Source organism: Chryseobacterium sp. SORGH_AS_0447, assembly GCF_030818695.1.
In the GTDB taxonomy this organism is placed as follows: domain Bacteria; phylum Bacteroidota; class Bacteroidia; order Flavobacteriales; family Weeksellaceae; genus Chryseobacterium.
Map to the genome: position 1 here is coordinate 994553 of NZ_JAUTAR010000001.1, position 21606 is coordinate 1016158.

Consider the following 21606-nt stretch of genomic DNA (forward strand, 5'->3'; position numbering starts at 1 on the left):
TCATTTTTATTTATTGCAAATGTATAAATAATTATTGTTTTGCGATAAATAATTATTGATATTTTTAATTTTTTATCTGAATTAAATTTCAGGTTAACATATTTTAAAAATCTTCTCTTATGCAAAGGAGGAATCATCCGTGAAACAGTATTTTTGCGTAAAATAGGAACTCATGTCAAAGTATATCAGCTTTCTTAAGAAAGCCTTAAGTGGCGGCGAAGTCGATTACACTAAAGTGACCATACAAAGTGCGGTGCTTCTGCTGGCCATTCCGATGATGCTGGAAATGGCCATGGAATCGGTATTTGCACTGGTGGATCTGTATTTTGTCGGGCACCTGAAAGAAAGCGGCTACGCCATCCAGACGGTAGGGCTAACGGAATCCGTGCTTTCCGTGATGTATTCCATTGCAATCGGGATGAGCATGGCAGCGACGGCAGTTGTAGCCCGCAGGATCGGTGAAAAAAATCCCGAACAGGCTTCGAGAAGCGCTGCACAGGTTCTGTTGGTTTCTTGTGCCATAACTTCTATTCTCAGCTTCTTTGGAGTAATGTATGCCGAGGAAATTTTGATATTGATGGGTTCAAAACCAGAAGCTGTAGCGTATGGGAAAGAATTTACAGCAATTATGATGGGAAGCAGTGTGATCATTATGCTGTTGTTCTTAATTAACGGAATCTTCAGGGGAGCGGGCAATGCGGCTATCGCCATGAAATCGCTTTGGATTGCCAATATTGCCAACATCATTCTGTGTCCGGTACTCATCAGAGGTTTCGGCCGATTCCCGCTATGGGGCTTACGGGAGCCGCACTTGCCACAACCGTTGGAAGAAGCATCGGCGTACTGTATCAGTTGTATCATTTGTTGGTTGCAGATACCCCGATCCGCATCGCAATCGGGTATTTTAAACCTGAATTCAGGATAATAAAATCAGTCGTAAAAATTGCGACCCCGGGAACTTTTCAGTTTGTCATTGCTTCGTGCAGCTGGATATTCCTGGCACAGCTGGTGGCCACGACCGGCGGTGAGAATGCTTCTGCCGGTTACCAGACGGCTCTGCGGCTGATGATGTTCTTTATGCTTCCGGCCTGGGGGCTAAGCAATGCCGCTTCCACGTTGGTAGGACAGAATATGGGAGCCAACGAAATGCTGAGGGCAGAACAATCGGTGATGAAAACCGTGAAATACAATGTGATTTTTATGGTAACGGTAAGCCTGGTATTTTTCCTGCTGGGGGATTTTCTCGTGGGATTTTTTACAGAAGATGCTGAAATTAGAGAGATCGCTAAAAATGCCTTACACATTATGAGTGTCGGCTTTATTTTCTACGGAATCGGAATGGTGATGATCAATGCTTTTAACGGGGCAGGAGATACATGGACACCGACTTGGGTAAATCTTTGCGGATTCTGGCTGTTTCAGATTCCCCTGGCTTATTTTCTTTCAAAATATATCGGGATGGGTCCGAAAGGTGTTTTTATATCAATCCCTGTAACGGAAACGTTAATCACCATTGTTGCCTTTATTTTATTTAAAAGGGGAAAATGGAAAACGGTAAAAGTTTAGGAAGTAAACAGTTCCGTATGATTCTAATTTTTTAGTTATACAAATTTATTATACAGCAGTAAATTTCCAATATCCCGCTTCCATCTTTCCTGAAGAATTATAAAAATTTTAACAACCGGAATTTTTGATTTTAGGTACGTATTTTTTAAATTCGTAATTAACCAACAAAATCTATTACTTATGGGAAAAGGAGACAAGAAATCCAAAAGAGGTAAAATCAACAATGGAAGTTACGGGAAAAGAAGACCGAGAAAAGCTTCAAAATCTGTAGCAGCTTCTGAAGAGAAGGCCAAAAACTAAACAAAAAGACCGGTAAAATCAATCACCGGTCTTTTTTTATATAACAAAATTAAATTAATTATTTTCCGAAAAATCCTCCGAGGATATCTCCTAGTCCACCGCCGCCTTGCTGTTTTTTCTGGTCATTTCCTCCCAATACACTTCCAAGAATATCGTTCAGCGGGTTTCCTGAAGATTGAGAATTTCCGCCTCCTAAAACACTTCCCAGAATATCGTTGAGAGGACTGGACTGCTGTTGCTTAGATTCATTGGATGCATTACCCAAAATACCGCCTAAAAGATCGCCCAGACCGCCGGCACCTACATTGTTCTGCTGCTTTTCTTTTCCGATATAGCCCATAATGATTGGAGCCAGCATGGAAAGAATAGGTCCGATTTTATCTATTGAAATTCCGGTATTCTGCGAAAGCCGGTTTTCTACATTCTGTTTTTCTCCTCCAAAAATATGGTTCAGGATAGAGCCTCCTTCCGACTGCCTGGCATCGGCCTGGGAAACGTCATCCAGAATACTTCCGTCATGATCTTTATCCAGGGCATTATTCAGTGCTTCGGCTTCGTTGGCATCCTGTGACTTATTTTTCAGATAAGAAATGATAAGCGGAGCAGCAACGGTTAATAAAGCAATAACCTGTGTTTTATTGATGCCAAATTTATTTTCTGCCTGTTCAGCCACTTGGTTGCCGGTATTTCCCGTAAGTAAATCGATAAGACCCATAGTTTGTATTTATTGTATTTTTATTAAAATTAAAACTATCAAAAAATATTCCTCAACGATTTTTTTACTTAAAATAACCAACAAATTTTTATAAATTTTAAAAATAACCCGATGCGCAGGTTTAGTTTTTCAGGATCGGGACATTTGAACAGGCTTCTCCGAACATCAGTGATTTGACGATCGGCTGCAGCTGTTCTACCAGTTCGATATAGGCGTTTTCCGGAATTTCTTTATCCGAACAGCCTTTTACCAATACTCTTTTTCCCCTCATTTCTTCAAAATCATGGCGTTGGATGGCGTTGTGCATCAGGATTACTTCCAGGTCTTCACGGTTTCCGAAAACGATTTTCCGGGTAATGCCCGTAAGCCTGGCGGTAATTAAAAAATACGCCCAAAGCGGAACGATGGCATCCGCCGAATTATAAACGTAAACGTATGCATCACGATATTCTTCCACATCAATTGCGGCTACCTTTTCCCTAAAATCTTTTTCTTTCAGGATCATTTCCATAAAAAGAAAATCTTTCAGATCGATCCCCTTTCGTACGCCTTTCGGAACAAGATCGGCAAGATCGAAATTGATCAGTCCGCTTTCCGCTACTTTATTCCGGATTTCAAATTCTTCTGACATTTTTATCATTATCTTTGGACAAATTTACAAATTAAGATGGTTACCACCTCTTATTTGTTCTCTATTCCTGTCATAGAAGCCTCCCATAATTCAGATAAGATTGATGGGGAGTTTAGGGAATTAATTAAAAAGATTTCAGGAGATGAAATATTATATTATTGCCGGAGAAGCTTCCGGAGACCTGCACGGAAGCAATTTGATGAAGGCTTTGAAAAAGAAAGATCCTGCTGCGGAATTCCGGTTCTGGGGTGGCGATCTGATGGCAAAGCAGGGGGGCACATTGGTGAAACATTACCGTGACCTCGCCTTTATGGGGTTTCTGGAAGTTGCGATGAACCTGCGTACCATTCTGAACAATATTAAATTCTGCAAAGAAGACATCAGCAGCAACAGACCGGACGTCCTGGTGCTCGTTGATTATCCCGGCTTTAATCTGAGGATTGCAAAATTTGCCAAGGAATTGGGAATTAAGGTGGTGTATTATATTTCTCCGCAGCTTTGGGCATGGAAAGAGGGCAGGGTAGAGATCATCAAAAAATATGTGGATGAAATGATGGTGATCCTTCCTTTTGAAGGAGATTTTTATAAAAAACACGGGGTCGATTCCCATTTTGTCGGTCATCCTTTGCTGGATGCCATTTCCACTTTAAAAGATCTTAGTGTTGAAAACTTTAAAAAAGAAAACGGACTGAATAACAAGGAAATCATTGCTTTGCTGCCGGGCTCCCGAAAACAGGAAGTTGAAAAAATGCTGGCCATGATGCTTTCCGTAAGGCCTTATTTTAAGGAATACCAGTTTGTGATTGCTGGCGCTCCAAGCCTCCCGAAAGAGTTTTACCAAAATTACGTAGATGATAACGTGCATTTTGTCTCCAACAAAACTTATGATCTGCTGAGGTGTTCCAAAGCTGCCTTGGTTACTTCCGGAACGGCAACCCTGGAAACCGCTTTGCTGAATGTACCTGAAGTTGTCTGCTACCGGGGAAGTAAAATCTCTTATGCCATCGCCAAACGGCTGGTTAAAAACATCAAATACATTTCGCTGGTCAACCTGATCATGGACCGTGAAGTGGTAAAAGAACTGATCCAGAACGACCTGAATACAAACAACCTGGTTGATGAACTGAAAAAGATCCTGGCTACAGAAAAAAGGTTTGAAGTTTTCCGGGATTATGAGCTGTTGAGAGAGAAGTTGGGTGGAAAAGGAGCCAGTGAAAATGCGGCAGAGGTGATTGTGAAAGTTTAAAAAATACATATAAAATATAAAATCGTAGAAAATTTTTCTGCGATTTTATATTTTCAAAATTAATTAAGGATAGTTTTGAATTTTTTAAATCTTTTGTTTGTGATTAGTTGTTTTTCCATTTATATTTGAATAGTTAATAATCAGAACTTAAAAACTTTTAAATATGAAGAATAAAATTTTTATCCTTAGTACAGCTTTACTATTATTAGCTGGAACATTTCAATCATGTAATAATGATAATGAAAATCTAAATACAGTATCTGTAAGGGAAAAATTATTGAATTCAAGAACTGTTAATCTTGATAAGACAACAAGTAAGATTACAGCCCAAAATGATAATGACCAAATAATATTAGATAAGTTGTTCAATTCAGAAACTTATTTAAATTCTGATTTGAAAAAGTGGTTCACTGCTGATGATGGAATAAATCTTACAGATTATCGTATATCAATTAGACAAAATGAAGATGGAGTAGATGTTCCTATAATTACTATAATTATAAGAAATGATTCTGGGACTGTTATTGGTTCATTAGAAGCAATAAGTTATAAGGACAATAATGAAGTTTTAAACTTTAATATTCTTCTTAGAAATTTTGAAAAAATGGATTTAGTTAATGGTACGGGTAACATATATATGACTGATTTAAATGAGGGCTACACATATGCAAATGCTACAATCGAAAACAAAAGTTTAGTAAATGTTGAGACTTACAAAAGCTTAACAGGAAAAAACAGTATTTCATTAACTGCAAAAAGGAAACCTGCGGATCTAAATGGTAATGGAGATGTTACATTTGCAGAATGTTATATGTATATGAATCAGGCGATTCAGTCAAATCCAACGACATATACATTATGTTATTTTGTAGGTGATGCAATTGGTTGGGTTATTACAGAATGGGGACCTCTTTGTCAGTATTCAGTAGCAGCATCATGTGTTGTAATTTCTGCTTGGTATTAAATAATATTTTAATTATGGAAGATCCATTACTATATACAATATTAATTACAGGTTCAACAGTAGCAATTGTAAAATATTTCGCTAATCTTAAATTGAAAAAAGTTGGCTTATCTGAGAAGCGCTATAATATTTACAAGAAAATGATTAGGAAGCCTATAGGTGCAATATATTTTTTAATTTTAAATATTAAAGCATAATTGCCTGTTCTTGATTAACTTGGCTTGCCAACTTATTATCGCGTTTGTTCATTATAATTAGTTTAAAATGAAAATTAATTATAACCTGAGATAAATTATTTAACACATAGAACTTAAGTTTTCAAAAAAATAAAAGTTTAAATTTTACAGATAAAAATAAAAATCGTAGAAAATTTTTCTGCGATTTTTATTTTTCACAAAGCATAGAATCTGTTTTTTAAAATTTCAGCCCGTTGATTTGTATTTTTTTATCCGATTGAATATTTTTGGATACCACAAATTTTGAAATTGAATAAACAGCCGTTTCTTATTCTCGTTATCTGCTTTATCCTCGGGATCTTTTTTCAGGATCTTTTTTCTTTGGGGAAAGTCGTCATTTACTGGATTTCAGGCATTGGTTTCCTGCTTTTGTTTGCTGCATTTTTCAACCGGTACTTTTTATTCAAAGCGAGGTCTTATTTATTAGGATTGATGTTTTTCGTACTGGGAATCATCCTGCATTTTTTCAACACCGGATCTTTTCAGCATCTTAATATTCCGAAAAATGAAACAATCGTTTTCAAAATTTCAAAGAAGCTGAATTCCAATACAAAGAACCGGAAATATGAAGCTGAGGTGCAGGCGGGAAAAGAACATTTCAATGCAGTTGTATATATTCCGAGGAACCAGAAGGAGTTGGATTTTAACCATTACTATAAAACCACAGCGTATGTTTCAAAACCCAAGATTCCGCAGTACGATTTCCAGTTTGACTACTCAAAATATTTAAAGCGGAAGAATATTGACTACCAGTGTTATAGCAATGATGAGATTTTTGCTTCAGAACGGACTGATCTGAGCTGGAATGAAAAATTTTCCCAGAAAAGATTAGAAGTGCTGCAGCATATTGATGAAACCAAGTTAGCTCCGACCTCACGAGAATTTCTGAAAGGGATCATTCTTGCAGACCGTACGGAAATTGATGAACAGACCGTCCAGGATTTCAGCCGGTCGGGTCTCGTTCATTTCCTGGCTATTTCAGGAACGCATATCATTGTAATTTTCGGACTGTTCTATTTTGTACTGGTGAGAATTTTACCGTTAAGATACAGAAAGTCTGCGGTAATTGTCAGTTTATTATTCATCTGGCTGTTTACCGCTTTTATAGGTTTTGGAAGTTCGGTGGTTCGTTCGAGCCTGATGCTGAGTATTTATTTTATTTATGTGCTGTTACAGCGGAAAACCGATCTGCTGCATTCTTTGTCGTTATCTGCATTACTTATTTTGATTTTTGATACCCAGCAGCTATTTGATGTGGGTTTTCAACTCAGCTTTCTGGCAGTCCTGGGTATTTACTGGCTGAATCAACCGATTTTAAGCTATTTTCCGATACAGGATAACTGGCTGAAGAAGATCATATTCAATACCATTTCAATCTCCATCGCTGCCCAGTTGGCAACGCTGCCGCTGGTGCTGTATTATTTCCATCAGTTTTCTTTCATATCCATTTTTGCCAATTTTTTCATTGTCCCATTTTCGGAAGCCATTATCGTATTTTCATTTATGATGACCACTTTAATAGCATTCCGGATCGATACCGGATGGATTAATACAATCTACGATTTTATCATCCAGCTGTTGCTTAAAATTATTCACTGGTTTGCCGATTTTGATTCGCTGTTTTCAGAAAATATCCCGATGAACGGAGCAGAAGTGTGCTTTCTGTTTTTGATTATCTATTTCCTTAGATTTGCCGTACTAAAGTTCAATACTAAAAATTCTGTAAGATTGGTTATTGCTGTTTTTATGTTTTTTGTGATGAGGATGAGCTTCAACCTGTATGAACTGCAGAGAAATGAAATTTTAATTCATGATTTTTCTAATGATAAACTGTTATCAGTAAAGAAAGGAAATCATGTCTGTTTCTGGATTAAAGAAAATTCAGATAAACAAAAGATTATCAAGTTTATTATTAATCCGTACTGTTCATCAAGGCGTATCAAAAAAACAGAAATCCGGACCTTTCCTAAGAACGTAGAAAAAGTGGTGTATCAGGGGAAATTTTATGAGGTAAATTAAAGGTGTCTTTTTCTTGTTTTTCCTTTATTTAGAATATTTTATGATCTTATTTAGAAACGTTACAAACTGGCTTTTTGTGAGATTTCTCACTTTTTGATGTTCTTTACATTTCTTAATTTTGTGGAAAATCAAATTTAAACTTATATGGCAGGTTTAACGAGTTCTACGATAGGTAGAAAATATGCTATGGCATTGTCGGCTATTTTTTTGCTGATATTTCTGATAATGCACCTTACTGTAAACCTATTGTCGGTTTTTGGTGAGGATGCTTACAACAATGCTTCGCAGTTTATGGGGTATAATCCTCTGATCCAATTTATAATGCAGCCGGTTCTGATCTTCGCTGTGGTTTTCCATTTTGTAATGGGATTTGTTCTGGAAATTAAAAACCAGAAAGCACGTCCTATTAAATACGAGTCAAATAATCCTTCTCACAATTCTACCTGGATGTCCAGAAATATGCTTATTTCGGGAGCTGTGATTCTGGCATTTATTTTTCTTCACATGTACGATTTCTGGTTCCATGAAATGAACTATAAGTATATCGATGGACTGCCGGTTGAAGAATCGCGTTTCTGGGGAGACCTGCACGCTAAATTTGCGGATATCTGGAGAGTTGTCTTATATGTGATTTCATTCGTTTTATTGGGATTACACCTGGCCCACGGGTTCCAGTCTTCATTCCAGTCGATAGGGGCAAGACACCCGAAATACACACCGGTAATCAAAGCCATCGGAAAGTGGTACTCTATCCTTATCCCGGCAGGCTTCATTTTTATCGCAATTTTTCACTTTGTAACTCAATAATATTAATATACTAAATTATGAGTAAATTAGATTCAAAAATTCCTGGAGGTCCATTAAAGGACAAATGGAAAAATCATAAAGACCACATGAACCTTGTTGCACCGAACAACAGAGATAAGATTGATATTATCATTGTCGGAACAGGGTTGGCAGGTGGTTCTGCCGCAGCTACTTTAGCAGAGCAGGGATATAATGTAAAGGCATTCTGCTATCAGGATTCTCCTAGAAGAGCGCACTCTATCGCAGCTCAGGGGGGGATTAATGCCGCTAAAAATTATCAGGGAGACGGTGACTCTACTTACAGATTGTTCTATGATACGATTAAAGGTGGGGATTACCGTGCAAGAGAAGCCAACGTTTACCGATTAGCAGAAGTTTCTGCGAATATTATCGACCAGTGTGTGGCACAGGGGGTTCCTTTCGGACGGGAGTACGGCGGTCAGCTGGATAACCGTTCATTCGGTGGTGTTCAGGTAAAAAGAACCTTTTATGCAAAAGGACAGACCGGTCAGCAGTTGTTGTTAGGAGCGTATTCTGCCATGAGCCGTCAGATCGGTAAAGGAAGAATCAAAATGTACAACCGTCATGAAATGATGGATCTTGTGATCGTAGACGGAAAAGCAAGAGGGATTATCGCAAGAAATCTCGTTACGGGTGAAATCGAAAGACATTCGGCTCACGCAGTAGTTATTGCTTCCGGAGGATACGGAAACGTGTATTTCCTTTCTACCAACGCTATGGGATCCAATGTTTCCGCAGCCTGGAAAATCCACAAAAAAGGGGCGTATTTCGCAAACCCTTGTTATGTACAGATTCACCCGACGTGTATTCCGGTTCACGGAACACAGCAGTCTAAGCTTACGCTGATGTCTGAATCTTTAAGAAACTCCGGAAGAATCTGGGTTCCTAAAAAGATTGAAGATGCAGAAGCCATCAGAGCAGGTAAATTAAGACCTGAGAACATTAAAGAAGAGGACAGAGATTACTATCTGGAAAGAAGATATCCGGCATTCGGTAACCTGGTACCTAGAGATGTTGCTTCGAGAGCCGGTAAAGAAAGATGTGATGCCGGTTACGGAATCGAAAATAACGATACTAAAGAAGGGGTTTACTTAGATTTCTCTACAGAGATTATCAAAAAAGGTAAAGAAGCCGCTATCGAAAAACATATTCACAATCCTACAGATCAGCAGATCTATGACTTAGGAAAAGCCTGGATTGAGGAGAAATACGGTAACTTATTCGTAATGTATGAAAAGATTACTGCTGATGATCCTTACAAAACGCCAATGAAAATTTACCCGGCAGTACACTATACCATGGGAGGTGTTTGGGTGGATTATAACCTACAGTCTACAATTCCGGGATGTTTTGTAATCGGTGAAGCTAACTTCTCGGATCACGGAGCAAACCGATTGGGAGCTTCTGCTTTGATGCAGGGATTAGCAGACGGATATTTCGTACTTCCTTACACAATCGCAGATTATCTTTCTGCTGATATCAGAACCGGATCCATCCCTACGGCTTCGCCGGCATTTGATGAAGCGGAAAAGGGAATAAAAGAAAAAGTAGAATTCTTCTTAAATAATAAAGGAACCCATTCAGTAGATCATTTCCACAAGAAATTAGGACACATCATGTGGAATAAGGTGGGAATGGGAAGAACTCCTGAAGGTCTGAGAGAAGCAATTGCTGAAATTGCTCAGGTGAAAAAAGAATTCTGGAGCGATGTGAAAGTTCCTGGTGATGCCGAAGGAATGAATACAGAACTTGAAAAAGCATTCAGAGTTGCAGATTTCATCGAGCTAGGACAATTAATGGCAATCGATGCATTGCATAGAAACGAATCTTGTGGAGGGCACTTCAGAGAAGATCATGCTACTCCTGAAGGTGAAGCAGAAAGAGATGACGTTAACTTTAAATATGTAGGAGCCTGGGAATATCAGACGGATGATATTACAACAGAAGTTCTGCATAAAGAAGAACTGATCTACGAAAACATTGAAGTTAAAGCAAGAAGTTACAAATAATCTCCAACCTATAAATAAATCATTATGAGTGCAAAAAAAGGCCTTCATCTTACCCTAAAAATTTGGAGACAAAAAAATAGCAAAACGAAAGGTCAGTTTGAGACCTACAAAATATCAGATGTTTCCACAGATTCTTCTTTCTTGGAAATGCTGGATATTCTGAACGAAAATATCATCAACGAAGGAAAAGAGCCGATCGCTTTTGACCACGACTGCCGTGAGGGGATCTGCGGAATGTGTTCTCTTTACATCAACGGTAGAGCACACGGCCCGGATACAGGAATCACTACCTGCCAGCTTCACATGAGAATGTTCAAAGATGGTGAAACCATCGTTATCGAACCATGGAGAAGCGCCGCTTTCCCGGTGATTAAAGATTTAATCGTAGACAGGAGTGCTTTTGACAGAGTAATGGCTGCAGGTGGTTTCATTTCGGTGAACACTTCAGGAAATACTTTGGATGCGAATGCTATTCCGGTTCCTAAGGAGGATGCGGATAAAGCAATGGATGCTGCGGCATGTATCGCTTGCGGAGCCTGCGTAGCGTCTTGTAAAAACGGATCTGCCATGCTTTTTGTTGGTGCTAAAGTTTCTCAGTATGCTCTTTTACCTCAGGGTAGAGTAGAGGCAAAGAGAAGAGTGCTGAACATGGTAAAAGCAATGGACGAAGAAGGATTCGGAAACTGTTCAAATACCGGTGCCTGTGAAGTGGAATGTCCAAAAGGAATTTCTCTTGAAAACATTGCCCGAATGAACAGGGAGTACATTACGGCTTTTGCTGACAGAGGATAAAATTAATTGAGATATAGAAAAAATCGTCTCCGTAAAGGATGGCGATTTTTTTTAGTTAAATCTTTCATAAAAATAACATTAAATTGCTTTTAGTTTATTGAAAAAACTATTTTTGCCTAATTATAAATTCAAAATGAAAAAATATCTTTTATTGTTTATCATCGCGGTTTTTGCGATGTCTTGCTCTAAAAAAGTTGAAGTAAAAGGAAAAGTTACCGGCGGTTCCCCATTAGAAAGAATCGAGTTCATCGAAGCTTCGGGAGTAGCTACTTTACCTTTAATTAATATCGGTGTAAACAAAGACGGTACGTTCGCCGGGAATTTCGAAGCTCCGAAAAGCGGAATGTACATGATTTCTTACGGTGGAAAAAGAAATCTAATTTATCTGAAAGGCGGTCAGAAGCTTGAAATTTCAGGTAATGCCATGACTTTCCCTACTGAATATGTTATCACCGGAGATGCTAAGAAGAACAACGATTTCTTTATGGCAACTCAAAAATACCTTGCCACTTATGCTCAGACTGTAAATATGAATGAGCTGTTGACAAAAGATGAAAACACCTTCCTGAAAGGAATTGAAAAAGTACAGGCAGATGTAAACAAAAACATCGACGAAAATGCTAAAAAATTCAGTCCGGACAATGAAGTGGTTACCTGGAAGAAAAACGACCTATCCAGTACTTTGCTTACGATCCTTAATCAATACGAGCTTAGCCACAAGCAAATGGGAAATCCTTCATTTAAGGTAACCAAAGCTTTTACAGACTTTGCAAATAAATTGGAAGAAAATAAAGATGTTCTGGTAAAAGAGCATCCTTTATACAGAGAATATCTTTTAACAAAAATGAGTCCTGATTTCCAGAAATTTGCCCAGGCGAAAAGTGCAGGAAAGACAGATGTTATCACTTCAGAATTATTTGCTGAATATCTAAATAAAAATCAAAAAGACCTTTCTCAGACGGCTAAAGATTATCTTCTGGCTTTCGTAATGGCACAGTCGGATATTCACCCTGGAGCTCCTGAAAAAACGGTTGAGAAAATCAAAAAGATTATCGACACGGATATTAAAGATAACACGATTAAAGAAGACCTGAAAAAAATCCAGTTTGCCATCAACGGATTCAAAATCGGTGAAGCAGCTCCTGAAGCGGCTTTGGTAAAAGCAGACGGAAAATCTTACAACCTTTCTGAGAACAAAGGAAAACCATACATGCTAACTTTTTATGCATCGTGGAATCCTTACATCGGGGAAGCAACTGTTCCTGTACTAAAGGAAGTGGTAAACTTCTATAAATCGAAAATGAATTTCGTTTTTGTAAACGTAGACGACACCAAAGACCAGTTTGTAAAAACAAGCAGCTCTTTACTAAAAGGCATTACCGGAACAAATGTCTATGCAGAAAACGGATTGAATTCGGATATTGCTAAAAAATACGGGGTTTACGGATTTAAATTACCTTGCTTTATCATTGTAGACAAAGACGGGAAAATTGCGAGCAAGCCATTCTTCAACTTAGGAGATCCTGAGCTTGTAACGGTTCTGGATAAGCAGACCGGGCTTTCAGCTCCAAAGGTAAATCCTAACGTTCAGCTGCAACAAGGCATGGGAATGGATCCGGCAGCAGCGGCGCAGCAGGCTCCTCAGCAGCAGGCAGCTCCTCAGCCGGCTGAAACAAAATAATTTAAAATCAATACAGATAGAAACCTTATCCCCGGATAAGGTTTTTTTATTTGTACTTTTGCAGACTGAAACAGAAATGTTTCATGTAGGAAAATAGAAAATCAGCATGAGTAGAAAAAAGAATAAAAATATAGTTCTTGAAAACATAAGGCTCGTAACTGCCGGGGCCAAAGGAATCGCTATCGGGCGGACGGAAGAAGGAAAAACGGTAATGGTTTCAGGAGCTATCCCGGGAGATCTCGTTAATGTAAAAGTAAAAAAAGCAAAGTCCAAGTATTACGAAGGCGAAGCGGTGGACCTGCTCGAAAAGTCTCCGGACCGGGTAGATCCGAAATGTATTCACTTCGGAGTCTGCGGAGGATGCAAATGGCAGAACATGAGCTATGAAAAACAGCTGTTCTTTAAGCAGGAAGAAGTTTATAATAATATTAAAAGAATCGGAGGAATTGAGAATTTCGAAACCTTGCCTATTCTCGGATCTGAAGAACAGTATTTCTACAGAAACAAAATGGAGTTTTCGTTCTCCAATGCGCGCTGGCTTACGCAATACGAAATCAGCTCGGAAGAAAATTTCGGAAACAAGGATGCTTTAGGGTTCCATATTCCGGGAATGTGGAGCAAAATTCTCGATCTTAAAGAATGTTTCCTGCAGGAAGAGCCTTCCAATACCATACGGCTTGCTGTAAAGGAATATGCCGTAAGTAACGGGCTGGATTTCTTTGATGTTAAAAATCACGAAGGTTTCCTGAGAACGCTGATGATGAGACAGAACTCCCAAGGAGAGTGGATGGTTCTTTTCCAGCTGTACAGAGAAGAAAAGGAAAACCGCGAGAAGCTTTTTGAATTCTTATTGGAAACATTCCCGCAGATCAAAACATTGGTTTATGCCATCAATCCGAAGCCGAACGATTCGATTTATGATCTGGATATCAATGTCTACTTTGGAGAAGGATTTTTGATGGAAGAAATGGACGGACTGAAGTTCAAGATCGGGCCGAAATCGTTCTTTCAGACCAATTACAAACAAGCCCTGGAATTATATAGAAAAACACTTGAATTTGCTGATCTTAAAGGTGACGAAGTTGTTTATGATTTATATACCGGGACCGGAACCATTGCTCAGTATGTAGCGAGAAATGCCAAGCAGGTAATCGGTATCGAATCTGTTCAGGAGGCGATCGATGCAGCAATTGAGCATGCCGAACTGAATGGTCTTACCAATACGACTTTCTATTGTGGAGACATGAAGGATATCTTTAATGATGAATTCCTCGCCAACCATCCGAAAGCCGATGTTCTGATTACCGATCCGCCACGAGACGGAATGCATCAGAAAGTAGTCGAGCAGATCTTAAAACTGTCACCTGAAAAAGTAGTGTACGTAAGCTGTAATTCAGCCACTCAGGCCAGAGATTTAGCATTGATGAAAGATCAGTATGATGTGGTAAAAATTCTGCCGGTCGATATGTTTCCGCAGACACACCATGTAGAAAATATTGCTTTACTGATTAAGAAATAATTTATTTAAATTTGAATTCCAAATCTTACGATTCATGAAATATTTTAAATTCCTGACAATCCTTGGATTTCTGAGTCTGCTGTTCTCATGCGGCGGTGATGATGACATCTGCGAAAACGGGGAAGGAACACCGAGAATGAAAGTTTCTTTTCTCAATGCTGAAACAGGTAAGGAAAAAACAGTTGACTCTTTATATGTCGCCGTAGATTACGGCTCCGGTAAGGTGCAACTTGGCGGGCAGGCAAAAATTACTTCCCGAATCATTCCTTTACGGGTGGACAATTCTTCCTATACCGATATTTATTTCAGGATAACCAATAAAGGCGCAGAATCTAAAGTAAGGGTAAATTATACAACGAAGTCAAGGTATGTTTCGCCGGGTTGCGGGATCAAAATAAATTATGAAAATTTAAATGCCGTACTAGATCCGGTATCAACAACAACTCCGGTAAAGAGCATACAGGCCGGGCAAAACTTTATAGAGAATGAGGACAAAACGAATCTTTACCTTCTTTTTTAGTATTATCGGACTTTTGGTATTTGCCCAGGAGAACAATACAAAAGAAGCTAAAAAAGAAAAATGGAAATATGAGCCGAATTTTATGGTAGGTGGTGATCTCCTTAATACGGGAGTTTCCTTTTTTTCGGACAGGAAATTATACCAGGGTTTTGTATCATCAAGGATTAAAGAAAATATCCATGCCGTTGTAGAAGCCGGTTTTGAATCGAATATTTACCAAAAGAATGGCTATGATGCTAAAGTTAACGGGCCTTTTCTAAAATTAGGAGCCTTTTATATGCTGGCAAAAGACCCTGAGAATCAGTTTAACGGATTTTACGCAGGAGGAAAAGTGGCAGGGTCATTCTACACCCAGGAATATAGGGCCATTCCCGTACGGGGGTTTGGGGGGAGTAATTCTTCGATTTCCTTTCCTTCATCCACACAGTCTTCTTATTGGCTGGAAGGAACGTTGGGCGGCAGGGTTCAGCTGTTTGACACCAATTTTTATATCGATGTCAATATGCAGCCGCGATATCTGGTTTACACTACAAAACAGGACGAAATCCAGCCTATGATTGTCCCAGGTTTTGGCAGAAGCTCATCCAAATTTACCATGGGCTTCGCCTGGAATCTGGCGTATAAGTTTTAGGAAAGCAAAACTTACGGCTTTTTTATCATCTTCGATTTACCTTTTAATGCCTGATATAATCCCTCCAGTTCTTTTGGGGGGATTTCTGCATCAAAAGAGGAGGATTCATAGGTTTTTCCCGCCGAAGTAATGATGATGGAGGAAGATAAGGCACCATCGGAATATCTTCCGGTAGTTGGAGCTGTATAAGTTGAAATTTTCGACAGGTCGATTAAGGAAGCCTGTTTTATAATGTCTTCCCAGTTAGCCTTTGATAATTCTTTCAGGGTATTGGTTCCGTTTAAAGAAATATTTAAAGATGCAGATTCAAAAGTGAACACTCTGTCTGTGCCTCTCGTGCGTTCTGTTAATTCTATTTTTTCGATTTGACCAAATCTTTTATTAATTTTTGAATTGTTTATTGTATCTGTAGAGTTATTTTGTGAAATACATTTAATATTTGCTAAACAGCAGATTAATAAAAAGATAATATTTATTTTCATTTTGTTTTTTTATACTAAAGTAGGATTTTTCTTGAGATTGTACTAAAAAATATGCCGTAAATTGATATATTTGTGCAATTAATAAAATATTCCTAATAATGAATTGTAAAATTACTTTTAAAGTACCTTTTCTATTCTTTGTGTTCTTATGCTGTTCAATCTTTGCTCAGAAAAAAAATGTTCAGGGGCAAGATCAGATTGTATTTGGCAGAACATATACAATAGATGATTTAAAAAAAATGAATGGGGTTATCCGATGTGCTTCTACGGAATATGAAGCTATGCTCCAAAAACAGTATCCGGATAGAATGACGGATGCTCAATTTGAAGCGTGGATTGCTCCTCTAATCGAAAATTCAAAGACAAATAAGTCGCAGAATGGAGGGGTTATTACGATTCCTGTGGTAGTGCACGTTATCCATAGTGGCCAGGCTTACGGGGTTGCTCAGAATATTTCTGATGAACAGGTACAATCCCAGATTACTGTAATGAATAATGATTTCAGAAAATTGACTGGAACTCCGGGTTTTAATTCAAACCCTGTAGGTGCGGATATTATGATTCAGTTTGCTTTAGCAAAAGTAGATCCTAATGGAAATCCTACAAACGGTATTGACAGGGTAAATATGTGTCAAGAGTCCTGGACAACCGCTCAGGTTGATGCAAATGTAAAGCCTGCAACGATATGGGATCCTACTCAATATATGAATATGTGGAGCGTTAAGTTTGGCGGTGCAAGCGCAAACATCTTAGGTTATGCGCAATTTCCATCAAACTCAGGAGTTGTAGGTGTTCCTGCAGGAGGAGCAGCTAATACGGATGGTGTTGTTGCGAATTATGGAACATTTGGAAGTTCAGATTACGGGACGAATTTTACATTGGGTGCTCCTTACGATAAAGGGAGAACCATGACTCACGAAGTAGGTCACTTTTTAGGGCTTAGACATATCTGGGGAGATGATGATGCTACGGATCCTAACGGATTAGCATGTGCTACCGATTATTGTAATGATACGCCTCCTGCGCATAAAGCTAATGGTAGTTGTGCTACACCTATTGCAAGCTGTACTTCCGGACTTTTCGAAATGGTAGAAAACTATATGGATTATACTAATGATACATGTATGAATATTTTTACATTAGAGCAAAAAGCAAGAATGACTGCTGTAATGAATAATTCTCCTAGAAGAACTGAATTGAAAACTTCTGTAAAAGATATGCCAATTCCATTATTCCCTAATGACGCAGAATTAAAAGCAGAAAAAATTTGTAATGCATCTTCATCTTGCGGTGGTACGGCTTCTACTTCATTTCCATTCAGCATATATAATAGGGGAACCTCTGCGCTTACTTCTGCGGTGATTACCTATACTGTAAATGGCGGTGCTTCACAAACATATAACTGGACAGGAAATTTAGCTCAAAATAAATATGCGATATTTTCTATAACTGCTACAGAGAATTCAACAATTTCTGCACAAATTACTTCTGTAAACGGAACTTCTGATGCAAGGGCGAGTAATAATACGGCGATTTCAATTGCAGGAAACTATACAACCACACCTGTAGGAAGCACATCTGTTACTTTTACACTTCAACCGGATTTCTATGGTTCAGAAACTACCTGGACTCTCAAGAACAGTGCGGGAACTACTTTATACTCTGGGGGACCTTATTCAGATGGAGTAGCTAATGGAAGTCAGATTGTATCTTTACCGGCTTTGGTTACCCAAACATGGAATTTAGCGCCAGACTGTTATACATTTACAATCAATGACAGTTATGGGGATGGTATATATCTTTATGGATATTATAATGTTAAAAATTCATCAGGAAATACCATAATTTCTGAAGGGGCAACCAATTTTGGAGCTACACAATCCAAATCGTTTAAAGTATTGGTATTAGGTACGAATGAAACGAATGGAGGAGTAAAAAGCAACATTCAGGTATATCCAAATCCTGCAACAGATTTCCTTAATATTACTAAAGTTTCTAATAAATCAACATTTGAAATTCATAATGCAGTAGGGCAGTTGGTTAAAGTTGGTAAAATTGATAACAACCAGGTTAAAGTATCCGAATTGGTAAAAGGTACTTATATCATTACTGTTAAAGACGGTAAAATTTCTGAAAGTATCAAGTTTATTAAAAATTAACATTTATTTAATAAAAATTAAAAAAACAAATAATCCTCAGACAAGTCTGAGGATTATTTGTTTTTTTACCAATTATGATGTCGAAACTATTTTTTTTAGTTAAAAAATCTAAGAATATAATATTGATAGCATAAAATGGCTATATTTGGCGGGTAAATTTAATTAAAATGTTATGAACAAATTTTTTACTGCCTTAATGTTGACTGCTTTAGGGGGAGCGGTGTTCGGTCAATGGACACCAACTTCTTTTAAGACAGAAAACAATAAGAAGACAAGTGCGGAATTTAATGTAAGCAAATCTAATGTAAAAAGTAACGGATACTATAAATTAGATCTGGACTTGCTTAGATCTCAGCTGAAAAATGCACAGGAAATGGGTGCTAACGCAAAACCGGTTATTGTTTCTATACCTACACTTAGTGGGAGAATAGAGAAGTTCTCGGTGTATAGCTTTCCTGTAGTAGTAAAGGAACTTGCAGATCAATATCAGTTAGGTTCTTATGTTGGGGTGGGAGTAGATGATCCTACAAAATATTTAAGATTTTCGTTAGCCCCTAATGATTTCCAATCCATGATTATCGGAGACGGGGGCTATGAATTTATTGAACCTCAAATTGGGAATAAAACCATTTATGAGGTACACCCTAAAACAAATAAAACACAAGGTAGTACATTTTTGTGTGGGACCAATGAAACAGTATCTCAGAAAAAGCAAATTACTGAGTTATTGAAAAAAGGAAGCTCTTTTACGAATCAGCCTGGTGATTTTTCTAAATCTTCCGATAAGAAATACCGGACTATGAGATTGGCAATGTCGGTAACCGGGGAGTATACTCAATTTTTTGCGACCCAGGCCAACTTGCCTGCTACCGCTACCGATGATCAGAAAAGAGCGGTAGCTCTTGTTGCCATAAATGCTACCTTAACCAGAGCGAATGGAGTATTTGAGAAAGACTTTGCTTTACATTTGAACCTTCAAAGCTTCCCGGGAGTTATTTATACTAATGCCGCTACGGATCCTTATTCTGCTGCAGGTGCTGGTGTTGCCGGTGCCTGGAATGGAGAATTGATGAATGTTTTACACACAAACGTCGGAGATGGCAATTTCGATATAGGACATTTATTCGGAGCTTCCGGTGGCGGAGGTAATGCCGGATGTATTGGATGTGTTTGTAGTAATGATATGACTACCGATGCAAGTGGGTCGCCTCAGGCTTACAAAGGTTCAGGATTTACTTCTCCTGCTAATGGTATTCCACAGGGAGATAGTTTTGATATTGATTATGTGGCTCACGAAATAGGACATCAACTAGGAGGTAACCACACATTTTCTCACAGTCTTGAAGGTTCAGGAGTGAATATGGAGCCAGGGTCTGGATCTACAATCATGGGGTATGCCGGTATTACAGGAACCAATACTGATGTGCAGGCTCACTCAGATGCTTATTTTCATGTAGCAAGTATCGGACAAATATTAGAAAACCTGCAAACTACAACTTGTGATGTTGAAAATTCGATTACAAATGATCCGCCGGTAATTGCTGCTTTGCCTACCTATAATATTCCTAAAGGAACTGCTTTCGTTTTAACAGCTTCTGCTACGGATGCGCAAGGTGATCCAATGACGTATTCATGGGAAGAAATAGATGATGCAGGTACAACAATTAATAAAAATAATTTAGGAACAACTTCTACTGGAGCATCTTTCCGATCTGCAGTACCATCTACCAACCCTACAAGATATTTCCCTGCACTGTCTTCTGTATTAAACGGAATATTAAACAATAGCAGTAATACCTGGGAATCCGTATCGATGGTTCCAAGAACAACCCATTATGCTGTAACGGTAAGAGATAATAATGCGAATGCGCTTCAACAGCAAACGCAATATGCAACTCAGACTATTGTCGTAGGAGATAATGGTCCATTTAAAGTAACTACTACGGTAGCAGAAGCAAATGGATCTCCTACACCTATTTCTTGGGCTGTTGCAAACACTACAGCTGCGCCTTATAACGTAGCAAATGTTAAAGTGGAGTATACTACAAATAATGGTAGTACCTGGACTGTGCTTTCTGCTTCAACACCAAACGATGGTTCTGAAAGCTTTACTTTTCCATCTTCATTGAATGGTACTACAATTAAAGTGAGAATATCTTCTATCGGAAATGTGTTCTATGCAATCGGAAGTGTTGCGCTTACTACATTATCGCCTTGCAGCAGTGCTGCGCCTTCCGGTCTTACGGTAATTCCTTCACTTGGTGGAGCTTCTATTTACTGGACACCTTATTCAGGAAGTTCTACTACCTACATTGTACGCTATAAGAAAACTACAGATGTTACTTGGACGCAGGTTACTACATCAGGGTCTGCAATCGATATTAGTGGTTTAACTGCCGGAACGTATGAAGCACAGGTAGCTGCCGTATGCTCGGGTACTACAGGTTCATATTCTGCATCCGTAAACTTTACAGTAACTACTTATTCTACCGTTACATATTGTGATTCTTCCACCGTATATGCTACAAATCAATATATATCAAATGTTACCTTGTCGAATGTAAATAATACTTCGGCAGCTTCTGTCTACACTAATTATACAGCGAATCCTGCACTGCAGATCAATCTTGTGAAAGGAGCTGCACCTTACGCTTTAACAGTGGGGGTTGGAAATGCAACTTCATACAATGCTGCTTCTGTATGGATAGACTGGAACAGAAACGGTACATTTGAAGCTTCCGAAAAAGTATTGAATGGTCCGGTATCGGCTACTGTTACAGCTCAGTATACTTCATCGGTTACAGTACCTTCTACTGCTGTAGAAAATCAGCCGTTAAGAATGAGAATAGTATATATATATGCAGGTTCGACCAATAATGGCGCATCTATTCCTTCTTCTCTCGCATGTGGTACTAATTTCTATTATGGAGAGACTGAAGATTATAATGTGATGGTGTCACCGGTATTATCTACCAACGATGTAGCCGGTCCTAAAAACGATATTCACATTTATCCTAATCCGGTATCGGATATCCTTAACATTACGAAAGTATCTGATAAAGCAGCCTATAAAATTTACAGTGCTGCCGGTCAGTTGGTAAAACAAGGAAACATCAGTGGCGGACAGATCAATGTTTCTGAACTGATTAAAGGAGGTTATGTAATTACCATTGAAGAAAAAGGAAAAGAGGCATTCAATTCCAAATTCATCAAAAAGTAAATAAACATCATCCAATTATATTAAAATCCTCAGGGCAACCTGAGGATTTTTTTTGTTCAAAACCGATAAGCATTTGTTTTTGCAGCAA

The 21606-nt window shown here is 38.5% G+C and carries 17 protein-coding genes and 1 pseudogene; 15 read left to right on the forward strand and 3 right to left on the reverse strand.

Annotated features, from left to right (window positions below):
* Positions 1-172 precede the first annotated feature (172 nt).
* Positions 173-1566 (forward strand): annotated as a pseudogene (locus tag QE422_RS04715) (MATE family efflux transporter).
* 180 nt (positions 1567-1746) lie between these two features.
* On the forward strand, positions 1747-1866 hold the full coding sequence (locus QE422_RS04720; RefSeq protein ID WP_307455505.1) for a 30S ribosomal protein THX: 120 nt from the start codon (positions 1747-1749) through the stop codon (positions 1864-1866).
* A gap of 58 nt (positions 1867-1924) precedes the next feature.
* On the opposite strand, the gene QE422_RS04725 is transcribed toward QE422_RS04720, so the two are convergent.
* A complete protein-coding gene (locus QE422_RS04725) occupies positions 1925-2581 on the reverse strand; it encodes a DUF937 domain-containing protein (RefSeq protein WP_307455506.1) in 657 nt (218 codons plus the stop codon).
* A gap of 121 nt (positions 2582-2702) precedes the next feature.
* Complete coding sequence (locus QE422_RS04730) at positions 2703-3212, reverse strand: DUF2480 family protein (protein WP_307455508.1); 510 nt, start codon at positions 3210-3212, stop codon at positions 2703-2705.
* Between the two features lie 142 nt (positions 3213-3354).
* On the opposite strand from QE422_RS04730, the gene lpxB reads away from it, so the two are divergent.
* The 11 genes from lpxB to QE422_RS04785 all read left to right on the forward strand — a co-directional run bounded on the left by lpxB (position 3355) and on the right by QE422_RS04785 (position 15657).
* Complete coding sequence (lpxB, locus tag QE422_RS04735; protein ID WP_307455510.1) at positions 3355-4458, forward strand: lipid-A-disaccharide synthase; 1104 nt, start codon at positions 3355-3357, stop codon at positions 4456-4458.
* A gap of 163 nt (positions 4459-4621) precedes the next feature.
* Entirely contained in the window at positions 4622-5422 is an 801-nt protein-coding gene (locus tag QE422_RS04740; protein WP_307455512.1) for a hypothetical protein, read from the forward strand.
* Positions 5423-5436: 14 nt separating this feature from the next.
* Positions 5437-5619 (forward strand): hypothetical protein, encoded by a 183-nt coding sequence (locus tag QE422_RS04745; protein ID WP_307455515.1) that lies wholly within the window; start codon positions 5437-5439, stop codon positions 5617-5619.
* Positions 5620-5901: 282 nt separating this feature from the next.
* Positions 5902-7677: a ComEC/Rec2 family competence protein gene (locus QE422_RS04750; protein ID WP_307455518.1), complete on the forward strand. Its 1776-nt coding sequence runs from the start codon at positions 5902-5904 to the stop codon at positions 7675-7677.
* Between the two features lie 144 nt (positions 7678-7821).
* Complete coding sequence (locus QE422_RS04755; RefSeq protein WP_307455519.1) at positions 7822-8484, forward strand: succinate dehydrogenase cytochrome b subunit; 663 nt, start codon at positions 7822-7824, stop codon at positions 8482-8484.
* A gap of 17 nt (positions 8485-8501) precedes the next feature.
* A complete protein-coding gene (locus QE422_RS04760; protein WP_307455524.1) occupies positions 8502-10514 on the forward strand; it encodes a fumarate reductase/succinate dehydrogenase flavoprotein subunit in 2013 nt (670 codons plus the stop codon).
* A gap of 24 nt (positions 10515-10538) precedes the next feature.
* Entirely contained in the window at positions 10539-11306 is a 768-nt protein-coding gene (locus tag QE422_RS04765) for a succinate dehydrogenase/fumarate reductase iron-sulfur subunit (RefSeq protein WP_307455526.1), read from the forward strand.
* A gap of 133 nt (positions 11307-11439) precedes the next feature.
* Positions 11440-12987, forward strand: a complete 1548-nt coding sequence (locus QE422_RS04770) for a TlpA disulfide reductase family protein (protein WP_307455527.1) — start codon at positions 11440-11442, stop codon at positions 12985-12987.
* Positions 12988-13093: 106 nt separating this feature from the next.
* The gene (rlmD, locus tag QE422_RS04775) at positions 13094-14506 is read left to right on the forward strand and encodes a 23S rRNA (uracil(1939)-C(5))-methyltransferase RlmD (protein ID WP_307455529.1); all 1413 of its coding nucleotides are present in this window, start codon (positions 13094-13096) and stop codon (positions 14504-14506) included.
* Between the two features lie 34 nt (positions 14507-14540).
* Positions 14541-15026 carry a DUF6452 family protein gene (locus QE422_RS04780; RefSeq protein WP_307455531.1) on the forward strand — a complete coding sequence of 162 codons (486 nt, stop codon included), beginning with the start codon at positions 14541-14543 and terminating at the stop codon, positions 15024-15026.
* Positions 14992-15657, forward strand: a complete 666-nt coding sequence (locus QE422_RS04785) for a DUF6048 family protein (protein ID WP_307455533.1) — start codon at positions 14992-14994, stop codon at positions 15655-15657. Before QE422_RS04780 ends, QE422_RS04785 begins: the two co-directional genes overlap by 35 nt.
* Positions 15658-15668: 11 nt before the next feature.
* On the opposite strand, the gene QE422_RS04790 is transcribed toward QE422_RS04785, so the two are convergent.
* A complete protein-coding gene (locus QE422_RS04790; RefSeq protein WP_307455534.1) occupies positions 15669-16139 on the reverse strand; it encodes a hypothetical protein in 471 nt (156 codons plus the stop codon).
* A 98-nt stretch (positions 16140-16237) separates the two neighbouring features.
* Between QE422_RS04790 and QE422_RS04795 the strand changes: the two genes are divergently transcribed.
* Both QE422_RS04795 and QE422_RS04800 read left to right on the forward strand, forming a co-directional pair.
* Entirely contained in the window at positions 16238-18298 is a 2061-nt protein-coding gene (locus QE422_RS04795) for a M43 family zinc metalloprotease (protein ID WP_307455536.1), read from the forward strand.
* A gap of 172 nt (positions 18299-18470) precedes the next feature.
* Positions 18471-21518, forward strand: coding sequence for a reprolysin-like metallopeptidase (locus QE422_RS04800; RefSeq protein WP_307455538.1), 3048 nt, complete (start codon positions 18471-18473; stop codon positions 21516-21518).
* Positions 21519-21606 lie beyond the last annotated feature (88 nt).

Bases quoted from the DNA above. Each gene is read 5' to 3' on its own strand.
- QE422_RS04740 (WP_307455512.1), top strand. From the start codon at position 4,622: ATGAAGAATAAAATTTTTATCCTTAGTACAGCTTTACTATTATTAGCT.
- QE422_RS04730 (WP_307455508.1), bottom strand. From the start codon at position 3,212: ATGTCAGAAGAATTTGAAATCCGGAATAAAGTAGCGGAAAGCGGACTG.
- QE422_RS04800 (WP_307455538.1), top strand. From the start codon at position 18,471: ATGAACAAATTTTTTACTGCCTTAATGTTGACTGCTTTAGGGGGAGCG.
- QE422_RS04785 (WP_307455533.1), top strand. From the start codon at position 14,992: ATGAGGACAAAACGAATCTTTACCTTCTTTTTTAGTATTATCGGACTT.
- QE422_RS04760 (WP_307455524.1), top strand. From the start codon at position 8,502: ATGAGTAAATTAGATTCAAAAATTCCTGGAGGTCCATTAAAGGACAAA.
- QE422_RS04770 (WP_307455527.1), top strand. From the start codon at position 11,440: ATGAAAAAATATCTTTTATTGTTTATCATCGCGGTTTTTGCGATGTCT.
- QE422_RS04790 (WP_307455534.1), bottom strand. From the start codon at position 16,139: ATGAAAATAAATATTATCTTTTTATTAATCTGCTGTTTAGCAAATATT.
- rlmD (WP_307455529.1), top strand. From the start codon at position 13,094: ATGAGTAGAAAAAAGAATAAAAATATAGTTCTTGAAAACATAAGGCTC.
- QE422_RS04765 (WP_307455526.1), top strand. From the start codon at position 10,539: ATGAGTGCAAAAAAAGGCCTTCATCTTACCCTAAAAATTTGGAGACAA.
- lpxB (WP_307455510.1), top strand. From the start codon at position 3,355: ATGAAATATTATATTATTGCCGGAGAAGCTTCCGGAGACCTGCACGGA.
- QE422_RS04725 (WP_307455506.1), bottom strand. From the start codon at position 2,581: ATGGGTCTTATCGATTTACTTACGGGAAATACCGGCAACCAAGTGGCT.
- QE422_RS04795 (WP_307455536.1), top strand. From the start codon at position 16,238: ATGAATTGTAAAATTACTTTTAAAGTACCTTTTCTATTCTTTGTGTTC.
- QE422_RS04745 (WP_307455515.1), top strand. From the start codon at position 5,437: ATGGAAGATCCATTACTATATACAATATTAATTACAGGTTCAACAGTA.
- QE422_RS04720 (WP_307455505.1), top strand. From the start codon at position 1,747: ATGGGAAAAGGAGACAAGAAATCCAAAAGAGGTAAAATCAACAATGGA.
- QE422_RS04755 (WP_307455519.1), top strand. From the start codon at position 7,822: ATGGCAGGTTTAACGAGTTCTACGATAGGTAGAAAATATGCTATGGCA.
- QE422_RS04780 (WP_307455531.1), top strand. From the start codon at position 14,541: ATGAAATATTTTAAATTCCTGACAATCCTTGGATTTCTGAGTCTGCTG.